Annotated in this window: 18 protein-coding genes; all 18 read left to right on the top strand. The window is 51.2% G+C overall.

Annotated elements, in window-relative coordinates; translation table 11 throughout:
- Nucleotides 1-918 carry a flagellar basal body P-ring formation chaperone FlgA gene (flgA, locus tag HMPREF1705_RS07285; protein WP_009201449.1) on the top strand — a complete coding sequence of 306 codons (918 nt, stop codon included), beginning with the start codon at nt 1-3 and terminating at the stop codon, nt 916-918.
- Nucleotides 915-1,487 carry a flagellar basal body L-ring protein FlgH gene (locus HMPREF1705_RS07290; protein ID WP_009201448.1) on the top strand — a complete coding sequence of 191 codons (573 nt, stop codon included), beginning with the start codon at nt 915-917 and terminating at the stop codon, nt 1,485-1,487. Before flgA ends, HMPREF1705_RS07290 begins: the two co-directional genes overlap by 4 nt.
- Before the next feature lie 37 nt (nt 1,488-1,524).
- Complete coding sequence (locus HMPREF1705_RS07295) at nt 1,525-2,649, top strand: flagellar basal body P-ring protein FlgI (protein ID WP_057940822.1); 1,125 nt, start codon at nt 1,525-1,527, stop codon at nt 2,647-2,649.
- A gap of 2 nt (nt 2,650-2,651) precedes the next feature.
- Nucleotides 2,652-2,981 carry a hypothetical protein gene (locus HMPREF1705_RS07300; protein ID WP_057940823.1) on the top strand — a complete coding sequence of 110 codons (330 nt, stop codon included), beginning with the start codon at nt 2,652-2,654 and terminating at the stop codon, nt 2,979-2,981.
- A complete protein-coding gene (locus HMPREF1705_RS07305; RefSeq protein ID WP_242603559.1) occupies nt 2,936-3,406 on the top strand; it encodes a YkgJ family cysteine cluster protein in 471 nt (156 codons plus the stop codon). The genes HMPREF1705_RS07300 and HMPREF1705_RS07305 overlap by 46 nt, the downstream gene beginning before the upstream one ends.
- Before the next feature lie 117 nt (nt 3,407-3,523).
- A complete protein-coding gene (gene lat / locus HMPREF1705_RS07310; protein ID WP_057940825.1) occupies nt 3,524-4,891 on the top strand; it encodes an L-lysine 6-transaminase in 1,368 nt (455 codons plus the stop codon).
- A gap of 136 nt (nt 4,892-5,027) precedes the next feature.
- Nucleotides 5,028-6,224 (top strand): DUF3084 domain-containing protein, encoded by a 1,197-nt coding sequence (locus HMPREF1705_RS07315; RefSeq protein ID WP_242603561.1) that lies wholly within the window; start codon nt 5,028-5,030, stop codon nt 6,222-6,224.
- A gap of 33 nt (nt 6,225-6,257) precedes the next feature.
- A complete protein-coding gene (locus HMPREF1705_RS07320) occupies nt 6,258-6,488 on the top strand; it encodes a hypothetical protein (RefSeq protein WP_040348150.1) in 231 nt (76 codons plus the stop codon).
- Between the two features lie 3 nt (nt 6,489-6,491).
- Nucleotides 6,492-6,914 carry a GNAT family N-acetyltransferase gene (locus HMPREF1705_RS07325; RefSeq protein ID WP_009201441.1) on the top strand — a complete coding sequence of 141 codons (423 nt, stop codon included), beginning with the start codon at nt 6,492-6,494 and terminating at the stop codon, nt 6,912-6,914.
- Nucleotides 6,915-7,045: 131 nt separating this feature from the next.
- The gene (metK, locus tag HMPREF1705_RS07330) at nt 7,046-8,245 is read left to right on the top strand and encodes a methionine adenosyltransferase (protein WP_009201440.1); all 1,200 of its coding nucleotides are present in this window, start codon (nt 7,046-7,048) and stop codon (nt 8,243-8,245) included.
- Nucleotides 8,246-8,258: 13 nt separating this feature from the next.
- On the top strand, nt 8,259-8,921 hold the full coding sequence (locus HMPREF1705_RS07335; protein WP_040348148.1) for a ComF family protein: 663 nt from the start codon (nt 8,259-8,261) through the stop codon (nt 8,919-8,921).
- Nucleotides 8,922-8,985: 64 nt separating this feature from the next.
- Entirely contained in the window at nt 8,986-9,264 is a 279-nt protein-coding gene (gene flgM / locus HMPREF1705_RS07340; RefSeq protein ID WP_111089590.1) for a flagellar biosynthesis anti-sigma factor FlgM, read from the top strand.
- Complete coding sequence (gene flgN / locus HMPREF1705_RS07345; protein WP_009201437.1) at nt 9,261-9,710, top strand: flagellar export chaperone FlgN; 450 nt, start codon at nt 9,261-9,263, stop codon at nt 9,708-9,710. Before flgM ends, flgN begins: the two co-directional genes overlap by 4 nt.
- 22 nt (nt 9,711-9,732) lie before the next feature.
- Nucleotides 9,733-12,210, top strand: coding sequence for a flagellar hook-associated protein FlgK (flgK, locus tag HMPREF1705_RS07350; protein WP_009201436.1), 2,478 nt, complete (start codon nt 9,733-9,735; stop codon nt 12,208-12,210).
- 23 nt (nt 12,211-12,233) lie between these two features.
- Nucleotides 12,234-14,903: a flagellar hook-associated protein FlgL gene (gene flgL, locus HMPREF1705_RS07355; protein ID WP_071804902.1), complete on the top strand. Its 2,670-nt coding sequence runs from the start codon at nt 12,234-12,236 to the stop codon at nt 14,901-14,903.
- A gap of 17 nt (nt 14,904-14,920) precedes the next feature.
- Entirely contained in the window at nt 14,921-17,629 is a 2,709-nt protein-coding gene (locus tag HMPREF1705_RS07360; RefSeq protein WP_009201434.1) for a motility associated factor glycosyltransferase family protein, read from the top strand.
- Nucleotides 17,630-17,767: 138 nt separating this feature from the next.
- Nucleotides 17,768-20,086, top strand: a complete 2,319-nt coding sequence (locus HMPREF1705_RS07365; RefSeq protein ID WP_057940826.1) for a flagellin N-terminal helical domain-containing protein — start codon at nt 17,768-17,770, stop codon at nt 20,084-20,086.
- Between the two features lie 114 nt (nt 20,087-20,200).
- A complete protein-coding gene (locus HMPREF1705_RS07370) occupies nt 20,201-20,587 on the top strand; it encodes a flagellar protein FlaG (RefSeq protein WP_057940827.1) in 387 nt (128 codons plus the stop codon).
- The last annotated feature ends 42 nt before the right edge of the window (nt 20,588-20,629 follow it).

A 20,629-nucleotide genomic window follows, 5' to 3' on the forward strand; every position in this document is an offset into this window, starting at 1 on the left:
ATGGCTCGGCAAAGGCCGAGGTACGCTATTTTGGTTTTTCTGGCTGTAGTTTTTTTCAGCATATCTTTTTTTTGTAGAGTCGCTTCGGCCATAGCTCAAGGTGATGTAACCGTAAAGATCGATGAAAGGCCCGTATTGCACGCTTTGCCCGATCTGTACCTGGGGGCCATATCGGAGATAACGGGCGACGCTGTCTCTGGCGCCGCCGTTGCAAGGATAAAGATAGATATGAAGGGCAAGTCGGTCGTAACGAAAGATGTAATCATCGATTCGATAAAGTCTTCGGGGCTAAAGGGCGTGACTTTCTCCCTTATCATACCCGACAGGATCGAAACCCTCTGTGAAGATCCCTTAAGTGCAGCCATCAGGCGCCAAACGGGTTGGCCGTGGAAACTTAAAGTGACGGCACGGGACGATTCGGAAGGGGAATTAATCGAATTCTCCAGGATAAAACCGGGGATGAATAAAGTGACCGCGAAGGTCAGGCTCGAAGACGGGTCCGTGAGGTACAAGCGCTTCGACGTGAGCTGGGTTGCCCCTCTTTTTACGGCAAGAAGTCGTATTGATTTCGACAGCACCTTGGAGCTTTCTCACATCGCAATTCAAACGTCCAAATACGAAGGCGGAGATATCCCCCAATACGCCGATGCAATTCTGGGCAAAAAGCTGAAGACCAACTTAGAGGCAGGAAGTCCTATTTATCTCCATGACGTGGAGCCTTTATACCTGGTCAAAAGGGGCGACAGGGTGCGCCTTTATGTAAACAGTGGAATGATATCCGTAGAGACAGTTGCCAAGGCCCTTGATTCCGGAGCATTAGGCGATATTATAAGGGTGATTAATTTGGACAGCCGCAGGACCATCTCGGCGAAAGTGGCAGGCAAAGGGGCGGTTGTCGCAAAGGAGGTAAACCCATGAAAAAGTTGATATTTACTGCATGTTCTATCTTTCTCTTTTTTTATGCGGGCTCCGCAGGTGCCCAATCCCTCTGGCAGGACGGCGCTAACCTTTACGCCGACCCGAGACCTTCCCGTGTGGGCGATATAGTCACTGTCATCGTGGATGAAAGTTTGAGCGCCAATGATGAGGCCAATACGGATCTGACGAAAGAAATAGATCACGGAGTAGATGATGGAACGGGCATTTTCGATTTTATTCGCAGGTTTGGAGTCAGTGCAAATACTGATATGTCTGGCGACACCAGCACGGAGAGGGATTATTCCTTGAATACTACCGTAAGCTGCATGGTGACCGAAGTTCAGGAAAACGGCAATCTAGTCATAGAGGGCTACAGGGATTTGAAAACCCACGACGAAACGCTAAAGCTTACGTTGCGTGGGGTGATCAGGCCTAAAGATGTGTCCTACGACAACACTATATCGAGCACGAAAATGGCAAACCCAGAGCTTTTTGTGGAGGGAAAGGGATCCCTTTCCCGGGTACAAAAGCCAGGACTGATCACACAAATCCTGCAGGCGCTTTTTTAGAGAAAATTGGGAAATTTAGGAAGAGGGTGCAATTTCCATGTTTCGGCGTTTATATAAAGTTGTTTTTTGTTTTCTCTGTGTTTTCGGTATTTTGGGTGCCATTCTTGTCGAAAGCGAAGCAAGCGAGCTTGCCCCAAGTGTCAGACTGAAAGACCTTGCAGTGGTCGAAGGCGCCAGGAGCAACCAGTTGACGGGCATAGGTCTCGTCGTCGGTTTGCCCGGGACGGGCGACAGGAGTGGAATGGCAACGCGTATGATCAGGAATATGGCAGAACAATACGGCCTTTCCCTTGGCACCAGGGAGATACGATCTAGGAATGTGGCAGCCGTCACTGTGACGTGCAATCTTCCTCCTTTCACCAGAGAGGGTCAGACGGTAGATGTATTGGTAAGTACCCTTGGTGATGCAAAAAGCCTCGACGGCGGCGTGTTGCTCCAGACGCCCCTTAAGGCTGCCAATGGCAACGTCTATGCCGTGGCCCAGGGTCCCGTTACGACGGGAGGGTTTGCCGTGGGGGGAGCTGCCACCCAGGTGTCGAGAAACATCACCACTACGGGAAGAATACCGGGAGGAGCGATTGTAGAGCGGGACGTTCCCATGGAATATGCAAGCGACTCAAAGCTTTCACTCCTCCTTCGCCAGCCCGATTTCACCACGGCTCAGCGTTTGGCTTTATCTATAAATAACAAATTCGGACAGATTGCGGTACCCCTGGATGCTGCGAGGGTGGAAGTGGCCTTTCCGCCGGCCTACGCGCAATACCCAGCCAGTTTTGTCGCCTCCCTTGAACAGCTCGAGGTCAGGCCAGATTCAGTGGCCAGAGTTGTCGTAAACGAGCGAACGGGAACGGTCGTGATGGGCGGAAACGTGAAGATTAGTGCCGTCGCGGTATCTCACGGAAATCTGACGGTTGCTGTGGCCGAGGCACCGCAGGTGGTGCAGCCCGAACCCTTTGCGGGAGGACGCACGGCAGTAGTTCCCAGGACGGAAGTCGCCATCGAAGAACAGCAGGGCAGGGTTATATCCATGCCTACCACGGCAACGGTGACCGAGCTTGTAGATGCTTTAAATTCCATCGGAGCAACCCCCAGAGACGTCATAACCATACTCCAAGCCATCAACGAAGCAGGCGCCCTTCACGGCGAACTGGTGGTGATGTGATAATGGCCGTAGTCGAGGTTTCAAGTCTCCTGAAGAGGGAATATCTGAAGGAACACCTCTACGTCAAGGCCTTGGATAAAGTCGAAGCCGGTGGGAGGCATTTGCAGGAAGAGTTGGAAAGCGCCTGCAAGTCCTTCGAAGGGTTACTTCTTGCCGAGATCGTGAAATCCGAGATGGCTAACGCCAGAGCCCTTGGACCAAACACCAAAAGACCCTTTCGTCAGATGGAGGAGGTTGCCATCGAGATGGTTTGCGATGAGATCTCAAACAGCGGTGGCCTGGGATTGTGGAAGTTTCTCTACGAGGAGATGTCAGGGCAAAAGGAACGATGAAGGAGTATAAAAATAAACGGTGGTGGAAGGACGGTTTATATTTTTCCTGCCTTGGATGCGGGCGGTGTTGCGGGGGAGAGCCGGGTTACGTCTGGCTTGATACAAATGAGATTTTTGCTATCGCCAACTTTCTCGAAATGGACGTTGTCGATACCCTTCGTTCCTTTGCCCGAAGGGTATCGGGCCGCATCAGCCTCATGGAGCTTGAAAACGGAGACTGCGTGTTCCTGGCCGATGGAAGGTGTCGGATATACCCCGTGAGGCCGCTTCAGTGTCGGACCTATCCCTTTTGGCCTTCGGTGCTTCAAAGCCCACGCTCGTGGCGCCTAGAGGGACAAAGATGCCCTGGAATCGGGCAGGGAAGCTTTTACCCGCAAGAGACCATTGATCGTCTTCTTTCCCATATTTCCGCTATGGGACTTTGACGATAAGTTAACTGTGCCTAATTTACTTGTATATATTTGCCTTCCGAGCTAGAATGTAAAATGTAAACTGATGCAACATGTGAGTTAAAGATCATTATAAAACGGGAGGCGTTAGGCATGGCAAATGTAAAATGGTCGGTTACGCCGGAAGAAGTCTTTCCGACATTGGAAAGGTGGATGTTGCGCGACGGATTCGACATAGTGGTCGATATGGAAAAGTCCCAGGGCAGCTGGATAGTCGATGCCCGAACGGGAGAGAAGTGGCTTGATTTTTATACCTTCTTTGCCTCTGCTCCTTTCGGCATGAACCATCCTAAACTTACGACAGACGAATTCAAGGAAAAGATCTTCAGGGCAGCCATAAACAAGGTGGCAAATTCCGACATATATACCGTGGAGATGGCAGAGTTCGTTAAGACCTTTTCCGAGGTGGCCCTGCCGAAAGGTTTTAATCACCTCTTCTTCATCGACTACGGAACTTTGGCCATAGAAAACGCCTTGAAAGTGGCGATGGACTGGAAAGTAAGAAAGCTTCTTGCCCAGGGCAAGATCACCAAGGGTGCGGCCATGGACGGCAAAAAGGGAACGAAGGTCATTCACTTCAGGGAGGCCTTCCATGGAAGGAGCGGCTACACCCTTTCCCTGACCAATACCGCCGATCCCAACAAACATCAGTACTTCGCCAAATACGATTGGCCGAGGGTGTTAAACCCCAAGATAATTTGGCCTCTCGAGGAGCATATAGATGCCGTGAGATGGGAAGAGGAAGTCTCGGAAAGCCAGATATTAAAGCACCTCTGGGATGACCCCGACGCCTACTGCGCTATAATACTGGAGACCATCCAGGGCGAGGGGGGAGACAACCACTTCAGGACCGAATTCTTCAAGAAGCTCCGAAAGATTTGCGATGAATACGACCTCATGCTCATTTTGGACGAAGTCCAGTGCGGCATGGGTATAACGGGTAAGATGTGGGCCTTCGAGCATCACGACATCACCCCCGATATAGTGGCCTTCGGAAAGAAGTCCCAGGTCTGTGGCATCATGGTCGGTCCTAAGGTCGACGAGGTGCCCGAAAACTGTTTCACAGTCTCAAGCCGCATCAACTCCACCTGGGGCGGCAATGTTTGTGACATGGTAAGGTCCACCAGGTACCTGGAGATCTATCGCGACGACAACGTCTTGCACTACGTCGAAAACATAGCCGGACCTCAATTGTTTAATGGTCTGAAAGCGCTGGGCGAGGAATTTCCAAAGCTTCTGTCGAATATCAGGGGCAAGGGGCTCATGTGTGCCTTCGATTTGCCCTGCGCCGACATAAGGTCAAAGTTCTTAAAGAAGATGCAGGAAAAACACGTCCTGATCCTCCCCTGCGGCACTCGTTCTGTGAGGTTCCGTCCTGCGCTTAACATAACGCCTGAGGAGATAGACAGAGGCCTTTCCCTTGCAAAGGAAGCACTAGCAGAGCTGAACAAAGAAGTTTAACCTCCCGAAAGGCCTTAGGTTTTTGAAATACTAAAAAGAGGCGGATGGGACACATCCGCCTCTTTTTAGTATTTCGCACATTTCGCTTATGGCAAATTCCTATCCTTCGTGGTATGTTTCAATGGGAGGTGGATAATTGCGATACGGCTTGAGTGAACTTAACTGGGAGTTGGTCTTTTCCCTCGTCATTGCTAGCGCGATAGTCGCTTACATCGGCGATATTTTGGGAATGAAGCTTGGCAAAAAGAGGATAAGCCTCTTTGGCATGAGGCCCAAATATACGTCTCGTTTTATAACTGTCGTGACGGGTGTTTTCATTGCCCTTGTCACGCTTTTCGTCATGGCCGTAGCATCCGATACGGTGAGGGTGGCTTTGTTTAACATGAAATACATCCAAAGGGAGATATCAAACCTCACCGTCGAGTTGGGCAAAAGCAGAAGCGAGCTCGAAAACCTTCAGTTGGATTTATTCAAAAGCCAGGCGGAACTTTCCGAGAAGGAAAGGCAGTTGCAAAAAGTTGAAAAAGACCTCGCCGAAAACCTGGACAAATTGCGTCAGGTGGAAGAAGAGGTTGCGAGGCTTAACGATAAAGCCAGGGAACTTGAGGTCGATAAAAGGAAACTGAGCGAGGAGCTTGAGGAAATGAAAAAAGAACGGGACAACCTCGAAGGCCAGATAGCCGAACTTAAGGCCCAAGCTGCGGAGCTTAGAGAAAACCTGGAAAGGGTCAAGGAAGGAAGGATATTGGTCCTTGCGGGAGAATTGTTGACCCAGATGCCAATTGATCCCGCTTCGGCGGAGGATTTGGAAATAGGCGACGCTATAAGCAAATTGAAGGAAAATGCTCGGCTGGTCTTATCACTGCGGACGGGGTTGCGACCTGAAGCTATAGACCTTCGCATAGACGAAGTCGAGCTTGAGGATGCCTTAAAGCAGATAAGAGAAAGCAAAGGAAGGAAGGTCATCAGGTTGGAAGTTGCCACTAATGCCGTGGTGGGTGAGAAGATCGATTGCGTGGTGAGCGTTCACGATAGCGTGAAAATTTACGCCTCGGGAGAGGTCCTGGTCAGCGAAGTTTTTCTGAAGCCCTTGAGCGAAGAAGAGGCCGAGACCGAGCTTTATAACCTGCTAAGGCAAGTTAACTTGAAGGCTCAAAGGGACGGCATACTTCCCGATCCCATTTCGGGAACGGTGGGCAGCCTTGAGGCCACTGAGTTCTTCGATGCCGTGGAGAAGTTGAGCAACACGACGCCCCCCTTCAGGGTTAACGTTATCGCCGCCGCCGACACCTACACAGAAGGTCCGGTTCGCGTTAAAATAGAGGTTGATTAAATGTAAATCATGCAAAGAGGAGGCGCTGGATCCATGCTCATAGTGGAATGTCAGGTTTGCGGGGAGGTCAAGGTTTTGGCCGGTGACCCCGATTACGATGGCATGGCCAGGGCGTCGTGGATATGCGCCAAGTGCGGAACGGGCCAGCTGGTGCAGTTGCCCGTGAGCAGCGATGCCCGAGGTGTGGATTTGAGAAAAATTTTAAAGGGCATGACCCTTCACGCTTCGTCAGGTGAATACGTCTTTTTGGGCGACCGCGACTAAAATATGGATCTTAGCGAATACACTTTTTACGATAACAAACTCGCCGTTTCGCCGCAGGAGATAAAAGCCCTCTACAGGTACATATGGTGGGGAAAAAGTCGCACCGATGAAGGCATAGTTCGCATGCTCGAAGGCAGCAGTATGTGTTTTTCCGTGCGATATAGGGGTGAACTGGTGGGTTTTTGCCGTATTCTCACGGATTTCGTCTATAGAGCATCGCTGTGGGATATAATCATCCATCCCGACCATCAGGGACAGGGATTGGGCACTGCCCTGATGAATTACGTCCTCGAACATCCGGCTATAAAGGATATACCGCTGGTAATTACCTATACGAGCGACCTTTACCCCTTCCTGGAGAAGTGGGGCTTCAAGGAGATGCCCGGAGCGGTAATTTTGCTTCGAAGCCCTATAGAATATTCTTAAAATGCACTTGACAGAAAGGCCCGTTGCAGGTTATAAGAACTTGCACCCTTATTTTAATGCCCGTTTGGGCCCTGGTGCTCTATTGTGTCGGCATCGGGGTCCACTATTTTTGATAACCGGAGGTGGAATTGATGCCTAAAGAGCGGCTGTTGCTGACGTCGGAGTCCGTAACCGAGGGTCATCCCGACAAATTGGCAGATCAGATATCCGACGGCATTTTGGATGCCATACTCGCCCAAGACCCCATGGGAAGAGTTGCCTGCGAGACCTTGGTCACCACGGGGCTGGTCATGGTAGCCGGGGAGATAACTACCAGCTGTTACGTCGATATTCCCCGCCTTGTAAGAAGCATCGTCAAAGATATAGGCTACACCCGTGCAAAGTACGGATTCGATGGAGATACCTGCGCCGTCATAACGGCCATTGACGAGCAGTCTCCCGATATAGCCCAGGGAGTCAACAGAGCCCTCGAGGTGAGGGAAACCGATATGACCGATGACGAAATAAATTTAATAGGGGCGGGAGATCAGGGCATGATGATAGGCTATGCCTGCGATGAGACGGAAGAGCTTCTTCCTATGCCCGTAGCGTTGGCGCATAAACTGGCCAGGCGCCTTGCCTACGTCAGAAAGGAAAAGATAATTCCCTATCTCCGTCCTGACGGCAAGACCCAGGTGACTCTTGAGTACGAGGACGGAAGGCCGGTAAGAGTGGACACGGTCATAGTCTCTGCCCAACATCACCCATCGGTCGAGCAGGAGCAGATCAAAGCCGATATCGTGGAACACGTCATAGAACCTGTCATGCCTCCCGATCTCATGGAGGATTCCCCTAAAGTGCTCGTCAATCCCACTGGAAGGTTCGTCCTGGGAGGGCCCCTTGCCGATACGGGGCTAACGGGCAGAAAGATAATCGTCGATACCTACGGCGGTGTTGTGCCCCACGGCGGTGGCTGTTTCTCTGGCAAAGACCCGACGAAGGTCGATCGCTCCGGGGCTTACATGGCAAGGTACGCCGCCAAAAACGTGGTGGCCGCAGGCCTTGCCCGCAAGTGTCAGATTCAGGTTGCTTATGCCATAGGGGTTGCAAGACCTGTCTCCATCTCCGTAGAGACATACGGAACTGGCGTAATTTCCGACGAAAGGATTACGGATCTGGTGAGGGAGCATTTCGACTTCAGGCCCGCGGCCATGATAAGAGATCTCGACCTGCGGAAGCCTCAATATATGCCCCTTGCTGCCTACGGCCATATGGGCAGGATCGATTTGAATCCCATTCCCGCCTGGGAGAGGACGGACAAGGCGGAAGCGATGAAAAAAGCAGCTCAGTAGGCGGCAAACGGTCGTGTCGGGGATAGCGGACCTGTTCCTGCATTTGATCTTTCCCGTCACATGTCCCATCTGCGGAAAGATCGCGTCTTCCTGTTGCGTTAACTGCGCGGAAGGTTTGCTGTCCCCAAATTTGCCTATATGCATTCAGTGTTTTGGACCCTATCCCTGCGATAAACACAGCGACTCCTTTCCCCACTATTACGGTGCCGCTCACGAAGGCCAGGCGAGAAAGCTCGTGCATCTTCTCAAATATGGCCACGATGGCGCCATAGGCTTTTCCCTGGGGGTCGCACTGTCTTTTCTCCTTGCCGAAACGAGGGCAGACGCTCTGGTTCCCATTCCGCTTCACATGGGAAGCCCCAGGCTTTTTAATCAATCCAAGAAAATAGTTAAGGGGTTATCCTGTAAACTTAAAATACCGCTACAGGACTGCCTGTCCTGGAACGTCAGGGTGTCCCCCAGGGCGCCCAAGGCAGCTAAGGACCGAGACCCTCTCCCCGAAAATGCATTTAAGATGAAATATTTTCCCCGTGGTGTAAAAACCGCGATCCTATGTGATGACGTCTGCACAACAGGAGCTACTATCTTAAAAGCGGCGTCGGCCCTTCGCGAAGGTAAAATACAAGTGGTGGCCTCCATCAGTTTTACCCTTGGACAAAAAGGAACATATAATTAATTTGAATCAAGATTTCCCGCAAATGTGCCGATAAAATTAACAGAAAGGAAAAGAGGTGATGGCCATGGTGGAGCCAATTGAACCTATAAACAGAGCGCATGAGACGGAACCCGTAAAAAAGGTGCGCCCCAGATACAGGGATGCCAAGGAAAGCGAAGCCGACGGCTTGGAGGTAAGCTTCGTTGCCAAGACGTTAAAAAGGGCAGTGGAAGAGGCCAAGAAGATTCCCGAAGTAAGGGAAGACAAAGTCGAAATTTTAAGGCAACAGGTACAAAACGGAACCTACAAGCCCGACCTCGGAGCTTTGGCCAAAATCCTTTACAAGGCCGGTTTCGGGAAATGAAATCCTCGGAAAACCTTGCCCTCGAACTTGCCAGCGTCATTGAAGAAATGGCAAGCCGGCTCGAGGGCATAGCCGGGCTTCTCAAAAAAGAGCGGCGCCTCATCGGAGGTGGCGATTACCTCGCGTTGCAGAATGCGATCAAGGAGCTCGAAAGAAGTGCTTCTGACTTTTTGTCCCTGGAGGGCAACCGCGATCGCCTGGCGCGCGAAATTTCAGCACTTTTGCACTGCGAACCCAAGATATCCGCCCTGGCATCTTGCACGGATGAAGCCGAAGCAGCCGCTCTTCTTGAAGCTGCCAAGAAACTACAAAGCTCCATGGCCGTCCTGAAGTCCGAGCTCGACATAACTTCACGTCTTCTCGACGAGTCCAAAAGGTACGGCGAAATGATCCTGTCCCAGCTTAGCAGCCTTGCAGGAGGGGGCACCTTCAGCATACAAGGCTAAACTAAAGAGGAGAGTACTTACGATGATAAATTCTTTTTTTGGCTTGGAAATGGGCCGAAGGGCGCTCGATTACTTTAGAAGAGGTATGGAAACGGCAGGACACAACATATCCAATGCCGACGTCGACGGCTACTCAAGGCAAAGGGTAGAGGCGGGTACCACGATACCTTTCACCGACCCGGCTTTCAATAGGCCGGCCACGCCGGGACAGATCGGTACAGGCGTTCAGATTGAAGCTATAAGGCGCTTGCGTGATTCCTTCCTGGATGCTCAATACCGCGAGGAGATGTCTACTCTCGGTTATTGGGAAGCCCTTGAGGAGGCCATAGGGCATATAGAGCTTTTCGTGAACGAACCTGCAGGCGAGGGGCTGAAGGTCGCCCTGGACGAGTTCTGGGCTGCTTTGGAGGAGTTGTCGAAAAGGCCCGACAATGCTGCAGCACGTGAAGGGGTTATCCAAAGCACGAAAAATCTCACGGTTTTTTTGGACCAGCTATCGGGAAACTACGATCAATATCGCCTGTCGTTAAACCAGGATCTGGGATCCCTCGTAACCGAGGTAAACTCTTTGATAGACCAGATAGCGGCCCTGAACGAAAAGATAGCACAAGTCAAGGCCGTCGGGGGAAATCCCAACGATCTGCTGGACAGGCGTGACTTGCTTACCGAGAAACTGAGCGAACTTATAGACATATCCGTATCCACTCCCCTTCAGGAGCAGGACGGAGATTTTAAAATAGATCTCCACGGCAAGGTCCTGGTGCAGGGTTCGCAGACAAGACATCTAGTGCTGGTTTCTGTGCCCGGAAACGAAGGTTTTTACGACGTCCAGGTCGAGGACAATCTCTTCGATCACGTGGACAACACCGATGTCCTTCTTGCCGTAATTGAGCAAAAGGCGCCAACGGCAGTGCATTCGGTGCTGGTGGAGAGGCTGGCAAGCGAAACGAATTGGAAGGTAGGCTCCCCGGGCAGCCTGTCAAACGTCGTAAGTCCCGACCAGGCGCTCAACCTGCACGGCGACTTTTCCCTTCAGGTGAGTTCAGGAGGTGTGGTCAAGACATCCCATCAGTTCAGTGGCGGCGTTTTGCCTTCTCCGGCTTCAGATGAATCTAGGGATTACAGCTTTCGCCTTGCCGCGGGCGGATTTGAAAGGGTTATTTCCGTAAATTGGAATGACAGTGCCTCCAAATGGGAGATAAGAGACAATGCAGGAAACAACGCCCTCTCTGCGTCCTCCACGCTTTCCCTACAGGACTTATCCGACTTTATAAACGCAAACTACTCTTCGTATTTGAACGCGTCAGTCACATCCGATAACCGCCTTACCATAGCCTCGTCGGACAGGCATTTGATCTCCCTTGTCGATATCAAAGGCGATTTGACGTCACAACTTGGCATTTCCGACAGTGCAAAGACCGTCACCGTAAGCGTAACAGAGGAAGACAGTTTAAATGCTATCGCAAACAAGATAAACGGAGCCTACATGACCGAGGGCGGTCCCTCCAGTCCCGAGGAGTGGCTTAGAGCTTCCGTCGAACAGGCTCCGGACGGAACGTACTACCTTACACTGGAAAGCCAGGTAATGGGAGAAGCTCAAAGGATTAACGTCACGGGCGACGAAAACGGAGGCCTTTACGTGGCCCATAATCTGGGGCTTTTAAATTCCGACGGTTCTACCAATTTCATGACCACGGCAGAGGATGCTCTCATATCCTTCGACGGGAGAAAGTACCTATCTTCCGTAAACAGGTTTACCGAGGCGAGGCAGATCACTCCTTCAGACGGCTATGCAGCAAAGAACATGAGCGAGGTCTCTTCGGGCATTACGCTGCAACTGGCGGGAACGGGGATGGCTTCCGTGAGGGTGGAACACCACGTGCAAGGCGGGAAGATATACGGCATGCTTGAGGCCAGAGATGACTTGATATTGTCACACCTTTCGACTTTTGACGAGCTGGCCTACAGGCTGGCCCTGGAGATGAATGCCCTTCACTATTCGGGCCACGGCATGGGAGAAAACGCAGACGTGACGGGAACGGCCTTTTTCGTGCCACTGCTCAGGCAATATGGTGCCGCCCGATCCTTGACGGTCAACCCCCTTCTGGAGCAGGATTCAAGCCTTATTGCCGCGGCTGCAGACGATGGTGAAGGAAACAGCCTGGGAAGCGGCGACGGCACAAAGGCCCTGGCTATGGCCCGTCTCAAACAGACAAAGGTGCTATCGGGAGGGAGTGCGGACTTCAACGAATTTTACCTGAGCTTCATCGCAGAATTGGGTGCGCAGGGGCGAAGGACCGTAACCATGGCCGAAAACCAACGGGCCTTGACGGATCAGATCAATGCCCAAAGGCAGTCCGTCATGGGGGTCAATATAGACGAAGAGATGATGGACATCGTCAAGTTTCAGCAGGCATTTAATGCTATGGCGCGTTATATTACAACCATAGACGAAATGTTGGACACCATAATAAACCGCATGGGAATAGTAGGCAGGTAGCCTGCCTTTGGAGGGGATGAGATATGAACCGTGTGACTAACTCCATGATGAACCAGATCTTTTTGTCGGACATGCACAGCAACTTGGAACGAATGCTCAAACTTCAAAGGCAGATGTCGACGGGAAAGCTCCATCAAAAACCTTCGGACGACCCTTTAGCCGTCGGCAGAGAGCTCTCTATATCAACAACCATATTTGAAAACGAACAATATTTGAAAAATTTAGACGACGCGATGATGTGGCTTTCCAACACCGATGCAGCATTAAACCAGATAACCGACGTAATGCATCGCATTAGGGAGCTGGCCATCTACGCTGGAAACGGGACTTTTGAGGAGGCAGAATATAATGCTATTGCGGATGAAATTTATCAGCTTCAGGAGGAGCTGATAAATACGGCTAATTTTTCTGTTGAAGGTAGATATCTGTTTTCCGGATTAAATGCGACCCAGAAGCCTTTCTTGCGGGATGAGCGCGGAAAGGTTGTATATATGGGAAACGAAATTCACGTCGAATACGAGGTCGAAAGAAAAGTTACTGGGCAAGTTTCATTCCACGGTCGCGAAGTTTTTCCGGAGCATTACGAACAGTATGTTTTGGAAAGCTACGAGGTTCCCCTGTCCTTTTCGTGGACGGGCAGAAGCGAGATACTCCAGGTCAGAGTAGGCGACAGGACGGCCAAGGTTATGATCCCCGAAAAATGGGCCGACGATAATAAAAATGGCTTACAAGACGTGTCCGATATGAATGACTTTCGAGACCCGGGAGAACTTACAGGCTACAGCTTAGATGAATTGGCAAGCCTCATAAACGAAAGTCTTGCCATGGGAGACGTGGGAAAACTTGTGTCAGTGTCCGTGGAAAAGGACTATGATCGCGGGGTTCAAAGGCTCGTTATCAAAGGGCATACGGGCGAGCCTTTGTCGATTACCTCATGGCCTTCTCCTGACTTTGAACCATTGCCGAGCGATGAAACCGCGGGTCAGCCCATGGATCACAGTCACATAGGATTGGCCTCCTATTTGGGCATCGAGACATCGCTGAAAAGCGTGGAATTTCCGACGGGTCATACCATAGACCCGACAAACAGCCCAATTTACTGGAGGCTTGAAAGCGGCGATGACTTTGTCGAGGTGCGTATAGACGGCGGACCTGAGCTTTCCCTTCAGGACCTGGCCGATAGGCTCAATAGCGCTGCAGGAGATTGGTTACAGGTTGTCGTTCAGACGGACGAGGAAGAAACGTCGTCGGGCGCAGATCTTGAAGAGCCGACTCAAAAACTTGTATTTCGCACACTGGATGGTTCGGCACTTAATATATACGATCTAAATCCGACGGTAAGCGCTTCAGCTGCCGAATTCGGTTTACAAACGGCGTTGGTCATGGATGACGCGAATGCCGTATTTCCCCTGGACGGACTTGATCCCAATATGCCAGCCTTAGTCAATGTCGAAGTTGGAGGAAAAGGTTACACCGTAAAGCTTTATCGCGACCAAGTTGGCAGCCTTTCCGGCAGCACCTGGAATGTGGATGCCCTAAAGGTCGCCAAGGCCATACAGTCTCAAGTCGGCGAGGATTTGATCGGCTACCGCGAGCTTGAGGACGGCCGTGTGGCCCTTTATTCAAAGACGGGCCAGGCGTTAAAGGTCACTGACCTTCCTTTCGGCGATCCGCAGTTTTCCGATTACACGTCAGGCATCGCCGCAAACTTGAGGGTTCATTCGGGCATTGCAGGAGGCGAAATTAACGGGACGACCGCACCAAGCGGCGGCGTGATCCGTATCCGTTCGGGCGGCAGCACGGTCGACGTAGCCGTCTTGGCGGGAGAGACTCCCGAGGAGATCGCAAAAAAGATAAAGGGGTTGGCAGGTTCCTGGCTTGACGTGAGCTTATACGACGCCGATTTAAGCGGTTCGTCGGGAAGCCAGAGGATTTCGCTGGCGGCAAAGGACGGCTCAGCCCTATCCGTTTACGATGTCCAGGGCAGCATCGCACAAAGCTTTCTGCAAATAGACACTGCTTTGCGCAGCGCTTCCGACGTCTCGACATGGAGCGGAAGCGGGACTTTGAGCATTACCGTAAACGGCTATACCCATACCATAGACACCGCGGGTATGACCGCAAACGATCTGGCGGACACCGTAAACGCCAGGTTTCAAAGCGGCGACGTAAGGGCGGAGGTCGTAGAAAACGACACCGGAGACTTGCGGTTCGTATTATGGTCTCCGAGGGGTTACGCAATCGAAGCGCAAGGAGATGTTCCCGGTTTGTCTAGCCCTGCGCATACTCCTATCAGGGGAGGCATTTTTCCTTATAATCAGACAATAACGGTTAGGACTTCGGCGAATATAAATTCCACCGACTTTTTCGGGTTGCTGGACGATCTGGTGCAGGCTTTAAGGCAGGGCGATGTGGAAGGGATATCCGGCAATATCTTGCCAAAAATTGACGATGCAATCGATGATGTCCTTCGCGTTCGGACTCAATCCGGTGCTCTTCAAAAGAGGTATGAAACGTCAAGTTCTAGATTGAAGCAGATGAACTTAAACTACAACGAGCTTTACAGCAAGGTGTCGGATACCGACCTCGCCGAAGCGGCAACAAAATTTGCCATGGCACAATCCGTATATCAGGCAAGCCTGGCAACCATAGCCAGGATAATACAGCCCACGCTGGTGGACTTTTTGACTTAAAGGAACAGGTGATTTATATGTCATTAAGCATTTGGCAGGAAAACATCGAGGAGTTGAAGAAACGCCAGCCTAAACTGGCCGCGTTGCTCGAAAAAGAAAGGAAATCTTATATCGAAAGCAGGACGCGCCTGATCCCGGATATTACACAGACCCCTAGCGGCCTTTGGATTAAAAGCCCTAATCGGCCTTTTTTCGAGCCCTTTAAGGGCAACAACGCTAAAGATGTCCCGAAAAATGCCTGCCTTTTTGTGGTCGGTGCCGGCAGCCCCAGCTATTTTACGGCCCTCTTTAAGTCCATGAGCTGGTCGGCCATGGCTGTCATAGTAGTAGAGCCGAACATTGACCTCTTGTTTTGGCTTTTTGAAGAAGTATCGGTATATAAGCTTCTTCCGCCGTTTATTCGTTTGGGCTTTGCGATAAGCGACGAAGACGATCTCGTTTTGGAGCTTTTGGACACGACCGTTACACCTCTTGGGACCTTTACTGCAGGCGATTTGGGATACGTGATTCATAAAGGCGAATGCGAGGACCCAAAACCTTTTAACGAAATCCTGGCAAAGCTCAAAGAACGCATTTTGATAAACCTTCAAATGATCGGAAATTCCGTCGAAGACACTTTGCTTGGCTTAAGACAGATGGCCCTGTCTTCTCCGTGGATCGCCTTCGGTCCCAAGTTAAGGACTTTAAAGGGAGCTTTCAAGGGAAGGCCTTCCGTCGTGGTCTCTGCGGGGCCCTCTTTGGATAAAAATTTTCATCTCCTCAAGGGCAGAGAAGACAGGTTACTCATAATAGCCACCGATACGGTGCTGCGCAAGCTTCTTAAAAACGGCATAAGGCCTCATATCGTATGCGCCCTCGAAAGGGGCCTTGCCGTGCTCGACAAACACTTCCGTGACGTCATAAGAGATTACGAAGAAGAGCTCAAAGACGTTTTGCTTATTGTCCAGTCCGTGTGCGTGCCCCAGATAGTCGGCACCTGGCCCGGCCCTAAAATCGTCGTGGGAAAGGCAGGTTTGCCCCTTGACTACTGGGTGGTCGGCCAGCTTTTGGACGGCGACGTAATTCCTTCGGGAGCTTCCGTTGCCCACATGTGCATGAATATAGCCGCCTTGCTTGGATCCGATAAGATTGCCCTTATCGGGCAAGACCTTGCCTACGGAGAGGAAGGTACTACCCACAGCAGCGATACGGCATGGTCCAAGGAAAAATCGGGCGATGCAATGATCTCCGAAGAAAATCGCATCCCGGTTCCTGGAGCGTTGGGAGGCAGCGTATTCACTCACGGCATATGGCTCATGTTCCTGCGTATTTTTGAACAGATGATAGGCTCCTTGGCTGAAGGAGGCCTTCGGGTTTATGACTGTACCGAAGGCGGCGCTTTGATCAGGGGCACGGAAGTGATGTCATTTAAGGATTTTACAGATGGCTTCGTGGACTCTATTGAGGGTCTTCCTATTTTACCGCAAGAAGTCGTCATTCAAGATACGGATAAGGATTGGCGTGGGTTGGCGGATAGCCTGCTTAAAAACATCGATGATGGCATTAAGGGCTTTGCATTTTCGCTTGAGCTGCTGCAAAAGCTGGAGGAAGAAAAAAAGCGAGTTGTCTCCCCCGGCCTTCCGCCGGCAAGAAGGCAAAAGCTTGCCTATGAGACTTCGGCCGTAATAGATGCCTTGCATGCCCAAAACAGGGTCCTGGAGTTTTTAGGACAAACTTACGCCTACGCTACTTTGCTTGAGATAGTAAAGACCCGCACCCTGGAAAACATGGAGATGATAACCAGATGGGAAAAGGCCCATGATGATCTCATTGCCGCCCATCGTGTGGCCGCCAACTTTACGATTCAATGGCTGACCTACATAAAAGACACCATACAGGGCTTTAAAGAGGCAGGAGAAAAAGGCTTATCCTTTGGCCTTGCCCCTGCAGACGAAGAGGCTGCCCGCGGTTGCCTTGAATCACTGCTTGAAAGCAATACGGATGACGAAGGAGACATGGGGAGATTTCGCAAACCTCTGATCGACAACCTCCTTGCAAGGTGCGATCCCCTCTCTGCCGATTGGCCTTACAAACTGCTTTGGAAATTGGCACTCCACCTCGAGAGTGAAGGACGGGCTGAAGAAGGGTGTGCCTACATGCAGAAGATTGCAGGTCTTCTTGAGGACCGCGAAGTGGAAAGAACAGAATCCGCCGGGGTGCTTAAGACTTGGGCACGGCTTCTGGCAGCCCCCGACCTCTGTCGTTTGCCTCAGTTTGAGATGGCAAGGCTTATTTTAAGCAACGCCCTTCGTTACGCTCCCAATGACGAAGAGATACAGAAGATGTGGGTATTTTTGATAGAACAGGAAGGTCAACTCTTCGGGGATCTTAAGGGGTTGGACCCTGAAAATGCAGTCATTAAGTGGCGTAAAGAAAAGGCAGATGTGGAAAAGTTCGTTATCCGTGGCGAAATGTACGAAGCCTTACATAAAGCATGGCACATGGTCGAAATGTTTCATGAGGTACTGCCGAATGAAAGCCGAGAAATAGCTCATTGGTGCCTTTCTACGGCGGAAAAGCTCTTGGATATTCGTGCCGAGGCAAGCGCAGAGCTAACATCACTCATGCGTCGTGTGCGCAATGGCCTTCCAATTATAGAAGAGCTTAAAGTTCCCGTTACGCCAAAATTGGCTCAAAAAATTTATCCGGGATATGAATTAAAGTTTTTGCCGACAAAGGCCGAATAATTTGTAAGAGGAGGTGATGCGCGTCTGAGATGTATTAATTTTAACTTCAAATGCGGGATAGATTAGGCTTATGGGGTATTTGTATGGGTGGGGTAAGGATGCCCTGCTCGAAAAACTATCAAGGAGGGTGAAGCGATTATGAGAGTTTACCACAATATTCCTGCTTTATTTACCTACAATGCTTTAAACGGCACCAATGAATCCCTGCAGAAATCCATTAACAAGCTATCTACAGGTTTAAGGATCAACACGGCCGCTGACGATGCCGCTGGTCTTGCCATAAGCGAGAAGATGCGGGCTCAGGTGAGAGGCCTCGACATGGCCGTAAGGAATGCCCAGGACGGCATATCCATGATCCAGACGGCAGAAGGCGCCTTAAACGAGACCCACTCGATCCTTCAAAGGATGAGGGAACTGGCTGTCCAGGCTGCAAACGACACGTTAACGGCAAACGACCGCCAGGTCATCCAGCTTGAAATCGATCAGCTGAAAGAAGAGGTGGACCGTATCGCCTCCACAACGCAGTTCAACAAAAAGAAACTGCTCGACGGCACGGCTTCCGTCCTTTGGTCTGCGGATAAGTTAGAAACCAAGGCCTTTGTGCGAGGCAGTCTGCGCCAGGTCGACCAGTTCGGCCAAAAGGCGGCCGCCGAGGGCAACTTCAAGATTTCCATCAACGCCACCCCTGGCCAGGGGCAGATCCAGAAGAGCGACGTCTTCAAGATCAAGCACGAAAACGTCATGATGAACGTGAGCGTGAATACCCTCGAAGGCGTAAACGATGTCAGCATTGACGGCTTGCCTGCCGGGGATTACAAGCTTAACCTCGAAAGGATGACCACTGCAACTGCAATAACTGCAGCTGCGAACCGGGTGAGCTGGTATGGCTTCAATGGTCTTAAGGCCTTGGGAAGCGGCGCTAGCGCAAACGCCAACATCCTTTTTGAGGTCGTCAATGTTGATACCGAAGCGAAACAGGTAACGTTCCGCGGCGTTTCTTACGTATTGGACAAAAACGGTAATTTAACGAACTACGTCGATGAGAATATCGTTGTAGGAATCGAAGGCTTGTCGTCGTATACTGGCTTAGGAGTTACACTTGTTCTATCGGGAATTAGCGATTCTAATATCGTAAATGCCAATGAAGGTGACAAGCTCGTCTATCAAGTCAATGCTGATGTAGCAAAAGATGATATCGTAGCAACATGGTCCGCAACTATTAATTCCGACTGGCCTCTCGGCTGGGCCGGGACAAATAAGTTCGAATTTGCATTTAACAAGGCAGGTGTCGACAACAAGACCGTCCACTTCAGGACGTTCTACCTCAATACCGCAAACGGCGTCACTTACGAGGGCGATATCAGCGCCCGCTTCGGTGACTTGACAAATATTGCATCAGGCGAGACTGTGACGGGCGCGAGCTTCACCGCGGCTTACGTCGGGCAAGTCGCAGCTAACGACGTCATGCTGCGCGACCTCGACCGCTTCTGGGATCCCAACGGGCGCTTCTTGCTTGAAGACCCTCAAACCATAACGCTTATACAGGGTGACGGAACAAAGGCTTCCGTTACGCTATACGCCACGGACACGATCAGAAACGTCCAGGAAAAGCTCAATGACGCTATTCGTGACCAGTTGGGCCAAGGTCAATACGTGTCGAGCAATGCCGACAAGTTTGTGACCTACGTGTCCGAAGACGACGAGGCGTCCAATACGCCCGAGGCCGTCGCCGGGACCTTCGTTATCCGAAGCGTAATTGCCGGCACCAACGGCGAAATATCCTTCGCCGGCGACGAAGATGTCATAAAAGCTTTGAGCTTGAGCGTAATTCAAGAATCGAAGGAAAACGAGTTCCGCGTGTCCGCCCAGGATGCCCATAGCGGTGCCACCGTCGCCTCAAACGTAAAGGTGACGGGAAACCTGCTCATCGGCATAGTGCACCCCAACGTTGATGTCGAGTTCGACCCAATGGCTGACATTGGTGTGTCGTGGAATGCCAACACGAGGCAATTTGAGCTCGCTGCCGAAAGCGGCACTTACGAGACTTCCTTGCACTTGGCGGACAACTCCACGGTATTCCAGATCGGCGCCAACGAGAGCGAAGACATGGGTGTTGACATAGGCGACATGTCTGCGCGCTCGCTCGGTATCCATAGGGTGCTTGTGACCGACCGCGATTCAGCGGCCCGTTCCATCACGATCATAGACTCCGCCTTGGACCGCGTCTCAAGCCAACGGGCAAAGCTCGGCGCTTACCAAAACAGGTTGGAGCACACCATAAATAACCTTAACACCGCTTCTCAGAACCTGACCGCTGCCGAAAGTCGCATCCGCGACCTCGACATGGCAAAGGAAATGATGAACTTCACGAAGCTGCAGATCTTGATGCAGGCCGGCAACGCTATGCTCGCCCAGGCAAACACCCTGCCTCAGGCCGTGTTGCAGTTGCTGCGGTAGTCGGTGAAAGCGCTTATTAATCTCAATTAAGCAGTTAATTTAAGTTTTGCAAGGGAGGAAAGAACTTTCCTCCCTTGCAAAATAGTTAAGATCGACTTCGAGGAGGGGGCTTGCATGAGCGTAGACAGCATCGGCAGGTCAGGTTTTTTCCCTCAGGAAAACAGCATGCCAAAGGCAGCTGAAGCTGGCCTGGGGAGCGTTGTTTACAAAGAAAGCATCAATTTGGAAAAGTTGCAAGCGAAAGCAAATGACGAAACAAATTTGCGGGAATACTCCAAAGAGGACATCAAATCCGCCATCCGCAAGGCTGAACAGATGGCGATGATCTTCGACCGAAGCCTTAAATTCAAATACGTCGAAGAAGCCGACATCTACCAAGTCCACGTCATCGACCACGCCCACGACGACAAGGTCATCCGAAAAATCCCTCCCGACGAACTGGTACATTTCATCGCCGCCGTCAACCAAATGCTCGGTGCTCTGTTCGACACCGAAATTTAAAATTCCGGGGTCGGATCTTTAATCTTGAATTTTCATTTAATC

The sequence above is a fragment of the Acetomicrobium hydrogeniformans ATCC BAA-1850 genome (genome assembly GCF_000160455.2).
GTDB lineage: Bacteria > Synergistota > Synergistia > Synergistales > Acetomicrobiaceae > Acetomicrobium > Acetomicrobium thermoterrenum.

What these genes read in the sequence shown, in the direction of transcription:
- flgN (WP_009201437.1), top strand. Translation starts at nt 9,261, where the DNA reads ATGAAATCCTCGGAAAACCTTGCCCTCGAACTTGCCAGCGTCATTGAA.
- flgL (WP_071804902.1), top strand. Translation starts at nt 12,234, where the DNA reads ATGAACCGTGTGACTAACTCCATGATGAACCAGATCTTTTTGTCGGAC.
- flgM (WP_111089590.1), top strand. Translation starts at nt 8,986, where the DNA reads ATGGTGGAGCCAATTGAACCTATAAACAGAGCGCATGAGACGGAACCC.
- HMPREF1705_RS07325 (WP_009201441.1), top strand. Translation starts at nt 6,492, where the DNA reads ATGGATCTTAGCGAATACACTTTTTACGATAACAAACTCGCCGTTTCG.
- HMPREF1705_RS07295 (WP_057940822.1), top strand. Translation starts at nt 1,525, where the DNA reads ATGTTTCGGCGTTTATATAAAGTTGTTTTTTGTTTTCTCTGTGTTTTC.
- HMPREF1705_RS07370 (WP_057940827.1), top strand. Translation starts at nt 20,201, where the DNA reads ATGAGCGTAGACAGCATCGGCAGGTCAGGTTTTTTCCCTCAGGAAAAC.
- HMPREF1705_RS07360 (WP_009201434.1), top strand. Translation starts at nt 14,921, where the DNA reads ATGTCATTAAGCATTTGGCAGGAAAACATCGAGGAGTTGAAGAAACGC.
- flgK (WP_009201436.1), top strand. Translation starts at nt 9,733, where the DNA reads ATGATAAATTCTTTTTTTGGCTTGGAAATGGGCCGAAGGGCGCTCGAT.
- metK (WP_009201440.1), top strand. Translation starts at nt 7,046, where the DNA reads ATGCCTAAAGAGCGGCTGTTGCTGACGTCGGAGTCCGTAACCGAGGGT.
- HMPREF1705_RS07320 (WP_040348150.1), top strand. Translation starts at nt 6,258, where the DNA reads ATGCTCATAGTGGAATGTCAGGTTTGCGGGGAGGTCAAGGTTTTGGCC.
- flgA (WP_009201449.1), top strand. Translation starts at nt 1, where the DNA reads ATGGCTCGGCAAAGGCCGAGGTACGCTATTTTGGTTTTTCTGGCTGTA.
- HMPREF1705_RS07290 (WP_009201448.1), top strand. Translation starts at nt 915, where the DNA reads ATGAAAAAGTTGATATTTACTGCATGTTCTATCTTTCTCTTTTTTTAT.
- lat (WP_057940825.1), top strand. Translation starts at nt 3,524, where the DNA reads ATGGCAAATGTAAAATGGTCGGTTACGCCGGAAGAAGTCTTTCCGACA.
- HMPREF1705_RS07365 (WP_057940826.1), top strand. Translation starts at nt 17,768, where the DNA reads ATGAGAGTTTACCACAATATTCCTGCTTTATTTACCTACAATGCTTTA.
- HMPREF1705_RS07300 (WP_057940823.1), top strand. Translation starts at nt 2,652, where the DNA reads ATGGCCGTAGTCGAGGTTTCAAGTCTCCTGAAGAGGGAATATCTGAAG.